This window comes from uncultured Agathobaculum sp., from assembly GCF_963927765.1.
Classification (GTDB): domain Bacteria; phylum Bacillota; class Clostridia; order Oscillospirales; family Butyricicoccaceae; genus Agathobaculum.
Genome location: NZ_CAWVCU010000080.1, coordinates 1 through 8,567, shown reverse-complemented (window position 1 = coordinate 8,567; position 8,567 = coordinate 1). Strand labels below are relative to the sequence as shown.

Genomic DNA, 8,567 nt, shown 5'->3' with positions numbered 1-8,567 from the left:
GGATGAGCGAATAGGTGTGGATCATCTCGAGCGCACACGCGAACGGCAGCGCCTTTTGCGTGTCCCCGCCGCACAGACGACAAAACGCCAGCACAATCACAGGACGCAGCCGCTTACCGCCCGCCATCGCCGAATATTTCACCGCTTCAAAAATGCGGTCATACCCTTCGCCCGTCTCGCGGGACAGATATTTCTCCAGCGCAGGCTCAATGACTGCAATATCCGCTTTCAGCTGCTCTGCAAACGTCATTTTCCTGCCTCCTCCGCATCAAACGGCTGCTCAGTCAGTTCACCCTGCATGTTTTCCTGCAGGATCGTGACCTTCTGCTCCGCCTTGTCCAGCATCTTGCCCAGCGCCGCGGACAGTTTGGTGCCTTCCTCAAACAGCTTGATGCTGTCCCCAAGCGGCGCTTCGCCTTTTTCCAGCAGGCGGACGATCTCCTCGAGCCGCTCCATCTGGCTTTCAAATGTCTTTTCCGCCATTGTTCTTTTCCTCCTCGATATCGGTCACGCGGCAATTCACCGCGCCTTTGGCAAATCGGATATGCAGGGCATCCCCTGCCTTGAGCATCGCTGCATCGGTGATAACCGCGCCGCGCACACCTTTGTTTGCAACGGCATAGCCGCGCGCGAGTACGCGCAGCGGACTGATCGCGTCGAGCGTGGCGACCATCCTTGCAAAGCGTAGACGGCGGCGCTGTACGCCATCCCGCCCCGCCGCCAGCAAGCGGCGACGCAGCAGGCTCAGTTTCTGCTCTTCCCGCGCAAGATACGCAGGAAATGCCGCGAACAATCGGTCTGCCGTCCGGTCGAGCAGTACGCGCTTTTCTTCGATATACCGCGTGGGATTGCGCGCTTCCAGCCGCTGCTGCAACGCATCCAGCGTGCGCTGCTTTTGCTGTATCTGTTTATGCGCCGCCGCATGCAGCCGCGTATCCAGTGTGCGCAGATTAAGCGCATATTCCGCGCGGTCAGGGACGGCAAGTTCCGCCGCGCCTGACGGCGTAGGCGCACGCAAATCGGCAACAAAGTCCGCAATGGTCACGTCCGGCTCATGGCCGACCGCCGAAATGACCGGGATTTCGGACGCAAAAATCGCCCGCGCGACCACTTCCTCGTTAAACGCCCAGAGATCCTCCATCGACCCGCCGCCGCGTCCGCACAGGATAACGTCCGCCTCACCGATAGCATTGGCCAGACCAATCGCCCGCGCAATGCTGTCTGCCGCGCCCTGTCCCTGCACCTGCGCGGGATAGAGCGTCACCGCAGCCAGCGGCCAGCGGCGACCAAGAATACGGATCATATCGCGCACCGCCGCGCCGGTCGGTGAAGTGACGAGAGCAATTTTGCGCGGTATGCGCGGAATCGGCTTTTTATACATCTGGCCAAACAAACCCTCCGCCTGCAATTTGGCTTTCAGCTGCTCGAAAGCCAAATTGAGCGTACCCGCACCGTCCGGAATCACCTCAGAAATATAAAGCTGCACCTGCCCCGTGCGCGGGAACGAGCTGACGCGCGCCCGCACAATGACCTTCATGCCGTTTTCCAGCCGGAATTTGAGGTGCACCGCGTTCGAGCGAAACATCACTGCGTTGATGGATGCATCCTCGTCCTTGAGACTCATATAGTGATGCCCCGAGGAATGTGCTTTATAGTTAGATATCTCGCCCTGCACCAGCAGATTGCTGTATCCCGGCACGGTGTCCAGCAATTCCTTGATTTCGTTATTGAGTTGTGTGACCGAATAAATCGTACTCACGTTTTGTTCCTTTCATAAAGCCGCGCGGCAAGCACCGCCACGCCGACCGCATTATCCCCCGACAGCACTGGCTCGGCAAACGAGACGCGCTCTCCGAACGTCTGCTGCATGCGCGCGCGCAGCACGCGGCTTGCCATTACGCCGCCCGCGCATAAAACCGGGCAATCATATTGTTTCAGCGCCTGCTCAGTCGCTTTGACGACCGCATTGGCGACCGTTTCCAGCGTAAACCGCGCCATCTGTGCGGCTTCCGCGGTCTTATGTTTGTTTTCCACCTGATTCTGCATACCGGAAAGCGAAAACCGGCAGTCCGCCACCTTAGGACGGTAGCCTTTTTCCGGCTCGGCCTCCATCGCCAGTGCATCGAGTGCCGCACCAGACGGAAACGGCAATCCGAGCAGCGCACCCGCGCGGTCGATCAGCTGTCCCGCCGCAAGGTCGGTCGTGCCGCCGATACAGGTGCAGTCCGGCAAGCCGTCCGCCCCCGGTATGACATGCAGCAGCTCACTTGTTCCGCCCGACAGATGCCACGCGAGGAACGGCTTGTCCAGCAGATGCAGCCGTCCCGCGCTCAGCGCTGCCGCCGCGATATGCCCCTGCTGATGCGACACGGTAAAAAGGGGCACAGATAGCAAATGCGCCGCGCTGCGCGCGACGCTCTGACCCGCCAGAAAGCAGGGCATATACGAGCCCTCGACCGCGCGCGGGCGGGTGCTGACGCCGATGGCGCGCACCTCCCTCTGCGGCAGGGCTTCGATTTTCTCATGCAGATGAACGGTATGCTGAAACAGTGCATCCGACTGACGCAAACCAATCGCACCGTCCGGCACGGTCAGCAGACTGCCCTCATTTTGCCACGCACCGTTTTCAGCGTCATATACTGCCGCCGATGTCCGGTAGTTCGAGGTGTCGATCCCCAGAAAACGCTCAGGCATCGGCATTCTCTGTCGGAGCTGCCGCAGCATCGGCTGCCGGGACTGCATCCGGCTTGGTCGCACGCGCGACCGAACCCAACACGCCGTTGATGAACGCAGCGGCCTCGTCCGTATCGTATACCTTGGCCAGTTCGACCGCCTCGTTGATCGCAACGCCTACCGGCACATCCTCCGCATAGCGCATCTCGTAAATGGCAAGGCGCAGCACCGCCACCGTCATGCGCGACATGCGGCTGATCTTCCAGCCCTTAGAATAGGCCGTGATCGTCTCGTCCAGTTCATTCTGGTGCGCGGCCACGCCCTTGACCACCGCGCGGATGTACTCGGTCTGCGCAGGCGACAGCTTGCCTGCATACAGCGCAATATCGCCGCTGATCGAAGCCATAATGGACTCGTCCAGCCGCTCTTCCAAATTTTCGTCCTCAAACTGCTGGAACCCCATCTCAAAAATCAGGTGCAGCGCAATTTCTCTTGCTTTTGTTCTGCTCATCACACTCACGGCGGCAGTTTCCTCCCATTTTTCGGTTACGCTTATTTTATCCTATTTTCGCCAAAGTTGCAAGGTGCTATTCCCGAAAAGGCGCGCCCATGCAAAAGAAAACGGCAGGGCGATCACGCCTTGCCGTTTCGATGCTGTTTTTATTCCTGCTCCGCAGGCTGTTCCTCAACCGCCGGCGCGGGTGTGAACGTCACGCCGCCGACATGCACATTGACCTCGGTGACCTTCAGACTGGTCATGGATTCGACCGATGACCGCACGCTCTCCTGCACCTGCTTTGCCACCTCACAGATGTTGTGGCCAAACAGCGCCAGGAAGCCGATCTCGATCTTGACCGTCCCTTCCTCGCCAATTTCAATGCGAACGCCCTTGGAAAGGTTCTTTTTGCTCAAAAAGCTCACGATATCACTGGTCAGGGTGGAATACAATCCACTCACGCCTGCGGTTTCCGAAGTAGCCAGCGCCGCGATGGACGCGACAACGTCCTCAGAAATTCGGATGGAACCCTGATCGCTCTCGGTCGACCAATATTCCTTGTGATCCGCCATAGTGCTCACTCTCCTTTAAACGGATTATAGCACAGTTTTGGCAAAATGCAAAGCAAAAATACGCGCTATGGCGCTATGGCGCTATGGCCGCTTACTCCGCTTCCACGATCTTGACCTGTCCTGCGGTCATGCCGGTTTCGCTGACCACGATATCCTTAATGACTGTCACATCGGTCGCCTGCAATCCGCCGTCCGGCGGCGCGACCACGACGTTCACGCTGCTGTCGCCAATCATTACAACCGCATCCGCATAGCCTTTGGCGCGGATCAGGCTTTCGATATTTGCCTCGGCAACCGAATCATCCGCAAGCGCCGAGATCTGAGCCGCCGCCTCGTCCTTGGCTGCCTGATCGGCGTCCTCGCTCTCGCTCAGCTCGCGAAGCGTGCTGACCGCCTCATCACGCGCCTGCTCGCGGGTCAGGCGCGAGGTGGCAAAATAATCCTCTCCCTCTGTTCCTGCTGTTTCTCCCGTATCCGACCCGGTCGTATCCGCATCGGTCTGCCCTGCCACCAGCAGCTCATCCGGCGCGTCGACATAGCTCCAGTTTAAATAAACCGCCGCGCAAAGCAGCAGCGCGATCACACCGTATACCGCGCCGCGTTTCTTGATTTTTTTCATCACTGCTCGCCCTCCTGTATTTGGTTACTATGTTTTATGATGCATCGGACATTTTCAGAACCGTAACTTTGTCCGAACCGATGCCACACACCGTGCTGACCGCCTGCGTCACCGCCAGACGCACTTGCGCGTTGTCCGCGCCGTCGCACAAAACGACCGCGCCACGAAACGTCGGCAGCAGATTTTTGACCGTGACGGGCTTTTCCCCGTAACTGCCGTCGCTGAGAATGGTCAAATCGCTCTCATAGCTTTGGCTGCTGTCCATGCCGGTCGTCTGGCGGGTGTTGACTGCGTAAACTGCTTCGCCGCTCTGCTCGAGCGACAGCATCAGCTCGACCCGCCCTACGCCGTCCACCGCGGCCAACTTGTCACACAGCGCTTGCTCAAATGCGGCAAGGTCGAATGAAGACGACTCGGCAGAGGTATCCGATGCCACCGCCTCCTCTTTTGCGCCATGCCCTCCCGAAGCCAGCAGCAGCACGCCCGCCAGCAGCACAATCAGCACCGCGCGATATTTGACCGCGAGCGGCACAACCTTTTGCTGCGCAGCCCCCAGCCATGCCTTCCATTGTTCTTTCATTGTGTCACCCACTCCTGTCTGTCCGCATCCACACCGCAGCCCTCAGTCACCAGCGTTTTCAGCTCATCCAACCGCGCCGCGTCCGTGCTTTGATAATACACCGTTACCTTTCCCACCTGTAAAATCCCGTTTTCGTCGTTCTCCATCGTCACATGTACCGAACAGTCAAAGCCTTTGGCCTGCGCGCTGCTTTCGAGCGCATCCGCAATGCTGGCCGCGACCGTGCTCATGGTCGTCTGTGCATTTTGCTCCCGTATCGCATCCACGTCTACGCCTGCAAGCGCGCCGTCCTGCATGCCGTCCCAGCCGGTCAGACGCAATCCTGCCAGCGGCTGAAGCAGCGCCAGCAGCATCAGCAGCCCTGCTGCCAGTTTGACGATCTCGCGCAGCGCGCCGCCTTCCACCACACGCAGCGCCACTGCGGACGCCACACCAGCCAGCGTGACGCGCAGCAGAATGGTATGAAACAATTCACTCATATTGGCTTCACCATCGCAACCACATAAACCAGCTCCAAATACAGAATCAGACAGCAGGTGCTCAGCATACCGAGCAGCAGGCCAAATCCCGTGCTCACCCCTTCCAGCATCTGCCGTAGGCTGTTCGAGCACAGCGGTGAAAGCACCGCCGCGCCTGCTTTATAGCACAGGTAGCTTGCGCCCACGCGCAGGAATGGAATGAGGCAAATCGCCGTCACGCACAGCGTGCCGAACACACCGATCGAGCTGCGCAACAGCGCCGCGCCGGAAAGCACCGTTTCAGTCGCGTCCGAAATCACGCCGCCGACCACAGGCACTGCACCCGAAACCGCGAATTTCGCTGTTTTGAGCGCCATGCGGTCTACGCTGCCCGATACCCCGCCCGCAATAGTCAGATAAGCCGTGAATACGGTCAGGATCAGCTTGAGCGCCCCCGAGGTCAAGCCCTTGATGCCGTCCGCAATGCCGTGCAGCATGCCGTTGCCGGTCGCCGCATCCACCGCGACCACAGCGAGATAGGCGCAAGCCGCAGGCACCAGCAGCACGTTAATCAGCCGGATCACGATATCGAACACCACCATCGTCGCCACCTGCAAAGCGGTCGCCGTCGCTGCGTTCCCACCTGCCGACAAAACGGTTGCCAGCACCGGCTGTAACGTGCCGGAAAACAGGCTGATCTCGGAAAGCGTTTCGCGGCACAGCGCGAGCACGCCAGTGAAATCCTGCAGCAGTACCGCCACACATCCCAGCGCACCCGCCATGTCGATCCATGCATCCGCCGCGCCGCCCGCCGCTGCGGAAAAGCCCCGTCCGACTGCGGTCAGCACCACCACGATCGCCACCCGTATCAGTCCATTCAGCGCATTTTTAAGTGCGCTGTGGCTGTCCTCTGCCGTGTTCTCGAGCAGACGGGCAAACGAAGCCCCCAACTCGTCCGCCATGTCCATGTCAATGCCGTCCAGATACGCGCGCTGCTCCCCCGGCACAGCCCCAAGCAGGGTATCTCCCTGCGCCGCGCCCTCTCCCTCTGCCGCAGCTGCCGCCGTCATGCATGCGAGCAGCACCAGCAGCACTGCAAACACCTTTTTCATTGTCCGTTCCCTTTCATATCGTCCAGTCTGCCACCAGCACAAGCACCTGCTCGAGCAGCGGCAGGCACATGGAAAGCGCCAGTACTGCGCCCATGATTTCCAGCTTTGCCGCAAGCGCAGACTGCCCGCTGTCCCGGCACAATGCGCTCATGATACGCACCACGACCGCCACGCCGACCGTCTTGAGCACCGGCAAGTACAGGCTCTGCGTGATGCCGCCCTGCGCAAGCAGACCGGAAAACCGCTGCATGGTACCGCCCACCAGCGCGAAAGCCCGCAGCAGGATGAGGACACCCGCCGTCAGCGTCAGCAGGAACGCGATCGCAGGCGCATCCTTTTTGAGCGTCATCGACAGCACCAACACCAGCAGCACCAGCCCGCAGGCCGCGATCAGGCTGTTCAAAACCCGAACACGCTTTTCATCATCGAAAACAGCTGGCTGATCTCCTGCACGATCAGCATCAGCACGACGATCAGTCCCGCCAGCGTGGTCATCAGCGCCTGTTCCTCCCGTCCCGACCGTGTCAGCAGCTGGCCGAGCACTGCCACCAGAATACCGACCGCCGCAATCCGGAAAATCAGATCAACGTCCATATGTTCCTCCGTCCTCAGATCAGCACCAGCACCACCAGAATGCCCAGCGCAATGCTGCAGGTGCGGTACAAATTCCCCTTGTTTTGCAGTTCTCCCGCTGCGGTATCGCGCGCCGCTGCCAGCCTGCGCGCAATCTGCTCGAGACCTGCCACCTGCTCATCCGCATCATACCGGCCGAGCCATGCCGCCGCTTCGGACAGAATTTCGCACTCCGTCTGTCCCAGTCCGACCTGATCCCGACAGTCGCGCAGCGAGGCGCGCCACAAATACCCCAGCGACAAACCGTTTTCCTCGCGCAGCCGCCGCTGCAAATGGCGGAACACCGTGCAGATAATCCGGTTATCGCTCTCGGCCAGCTGGCCGATGATCTCCGGCGCAGGCGTGCGGCGGCCGGAAATTTCGCCGCTCATCAGACTCAGCGCCAGCAGCATCGCATCCGCTGCCGCCACGCGACGCCGCAGTCCCTGCCGCGCAGAAAGCCCAAGCGCCGCGCAAGCGCCGAATATCATCACCGAACCCATCAGCTTGAGCATATGTCTCCCTCCAATTCCTCCATCCGATACTGCCGTTTTCCCTCGTCCCTTGTGATGATAACCACCCGCTCGAACACATGCAGCTCCAGCAGCGCACGGTACAGCGGCCTGCGGCACAGATCGTCCACATCCGCCGCATGCGCGCTGGCCAGCACCGCTGTGCCGCAATGGGCACACAGAGAAACCGCCTCCACATCCTCTGGCGCAGTGATTTCGTCAAAGGCAATCAGCTCGGGCGACATGGTCTTGAGCAGCATGAGCGCCGCCTGCCGCTTTGCGCAGTTTTCCAGCACATCCGTGCATCTGCCGACCGAAAACTGCGGCGCGCCGTCTGCGAGTGCCGCGATCTCCCCGCGTTCATCCGCCACGGCGACCGGATGCCCCGCGTCCGATACCAGCCTCACCCATTCGCGCAGCAGTGTTGTCTTGCCAAAGCCGGGCGGTGACAACAGCAAAACACTCCGCGGCCTTTCCGTTCCAATCCATGGCCGGATGATCTCGTCCACATCCGACCGCTGCCGCGCCACGCGCAGATTGACCGACGACAACCCGCGTACCCCGATCACCTGTCCGTTTTCCTCAGCTACTGTGCCGCACAGCCCCAACCGATGGCCGCCGCCAATCGTCACAAACCCATGCCGCAAGCTTTCGGCATAGCTATGTACCGAATACCGCGCCGCCCGGCTGAGCGTCTCGCGCAGCTCCGACGCCGTGACCGGCGGGAAATCCGTCTCCCGCTCGCCAGTCGCCGTGCGCACGGCTGGTGGCCGCCCTACGCGCAGACGAACCTCCTCCACCGCCTGCTGCCCATCCAGCCGCGCCAGTTCCGCCGCACGCGGCGGGGGCAGACAGCCAATCGCCTGCATAAACATTCCGTCCTGTTTTACTTCCATTTGCATCACCTGTCCTACTCTATGCCCGGCCTGTCCC

14 protein-coding genes are annotated in these 8,567 nt (G+C 60.5%); all 14 read right to left on the bottom strand.

All coding sequences use genetic code 11. From position 1 onward, the window contains the following. On the bottom strand, positions 1-250 hold a 250-nt coding region (locus tag ABGT74_RS07030; protein WP_346705004.1), incomplete at its 3' end, for a polyprenyl synthetase family protein. Beyond that, positions 247-483, bottom strand: a complete 237-nt coding sequence (gene xseB / locus ABGT74_RS07025; protein ID WP_297283495.1) for an exodeoxyribonuclease VII small subunit — start codon at positions 481-483, stop codon at positions 247-249. The genes xseB and ABGT74_RS07030, both read right to left, overlap by 4 nt. Further along, positions 464-1,759: an exodeoxyribonuclease VII large subunit gene (gene xseA, locus ABGT74_RS07020; RefSeq protein WP_346705003.1), complete on the bottom strand. Its 1,296-nt coding sequence runs from the start codon at positions 1,757-1,759 to the stop codon at positions 464-466. The genes xseB and xseA overlap by 20 nt, the downstream gene beginning before the upstream one ends. Continuing rightward, on the bottom strand, positions 1,756-2,694 hold the full coding sequence (locus tag ABGT74_RS07015; RefSeq protein WP_346705002.1) for a DNA-binding protein: 939 nt from the start codon (positions 2,692-2,694) through the stop codon (positions 1,756-1,758). The genes xseA and ABGT74_RS07015 overlap by 4 nt, the downstream gene beginning before the upstream one ends. Next, a complete protein-coding gene (gene nusB / locus ABGT74_RS07010) occupies positions 2,687-3,184 on the bottom strand; it encodes a transcription antitermination factor NusB (protein WP_297283520.1) in 498 nt (165 codons plus the stop codon). Before nusB ends, ABGT74_RS07015 begins: the two co-directional genes overlap by 8 nt. A gap of 149 nt (positions 3,185-3,333) precedes the next feature. After that, positions 3,334-3,741 (bottom strand): Asp23/Gls24 family envelope stress response protein, encoded by a 408-nt coding sequence (locus ABGT74_RS07005; protein WP_346705001.1) that lies wholly within the window; start codon positions 3,739-3,741, stop codon positions 3,334-3,336. A gap of 91 nt (positions 3,742-3,832) precedes the next feature. Then, the gene (locus ABGT74_RS07000; RefSeq protein WP_297283499.1) at positions 3,833-4,360 is read right to left on the bottom strand and encodes a SpoIIIAH-like family protein; all 528 of its coding nucleotides are present in this window, start codon (positions 4,358-4,360) and stop codon (positions 3,833-3,835) included. A gap of 34 nt (positions 4,361-4,394) precedes the next feature. Further along, positions 4,395-4,940 carry a hypothetical protein gene (locus ABGT74_RS06995; RefSeq protein ID WP_297283500.1) on the bottom strand — a complete coding sequence of 182 codons (546 nt, stop codon included), beginning with the start codon at positions 4,938-4,940 and terminating at the stop codon, positions 4,395-4,397. Next, entirely contained in the window at positions 4,937-5,419 is a 483-nt protein-coding gene (locus ABGT74_RS06990) for a stage III sporulation protein AF (protein ID WP_346705000.1), read from the bottom strand. The genes ABGT74_RS06995 and ABGT74_RS06990 overlap by 4 nt, the downstream gene beginning before the upstream one ends. Further along, the gene (locus ABGT74_RS06985) at positions 5,416-6,510 is read right to left on the bottom strand and encodes a hypothetical protein (protein ID WP_346704999.1); all 1,095 of its coding nucleotides are present in this window, start codon (positions 6,508-6,510) and stop codon (positions 5,416-5,418) included. The genes ABGT74_RS06990 and ABGT74_RS06985 overlap by 4 nt, the downstream gene beginning before the upstream one ends. A gap of 13 nt (positions 6,511-6,523) precedes the next feature. Further along, complete coding sequence (locus ABGT74_RS06980; protein WP_297283503.1) at positions 6,524-6,913, bottom strand: stage III sporulation AC/AD family protein; 390 nt, start codon at positions 6,911-6,913, stop codon at positions 6,524-6,526. After that, entirely contained in the window at positions 6,910-7,104 is a 195-nt protein-coding gene (spoIIIAC, locus tag ABGT74_RS06975) for a stage III sporulation protein AC (RefSeq protein WP_107631977.1), read from the bottom strand. Before spoIIIAC ends, ABGT74_RS06980 begins: the two co-directional genes overlap by 4 nt. A 14-nt stretch (positions 7,105-7,118) precedes the next feature. After that, on the bottom strand, positions 7,119-7,637 hold the full coding sequence (locus ABGT74_RS06970) for a stage III sporulation protein AB (protein WP_346704998.1): 519 nt from the start codon (positions 7,635-7,637) through the stop codon (positions 7,119-7,121). Further along, positions 7,625-8,567, bottom strand: a 943-nt coding sequence (locus tag ABGT74_RS06965) for a stage III sporulation protein AB (RefSeq protein ID WP_346704997.1), incomplete at its 5' end; no start/stop codon positions are given. The genes ABGT74_RS06970 and ABGT74_RS06965, both read right to left, overlap by 13 nt.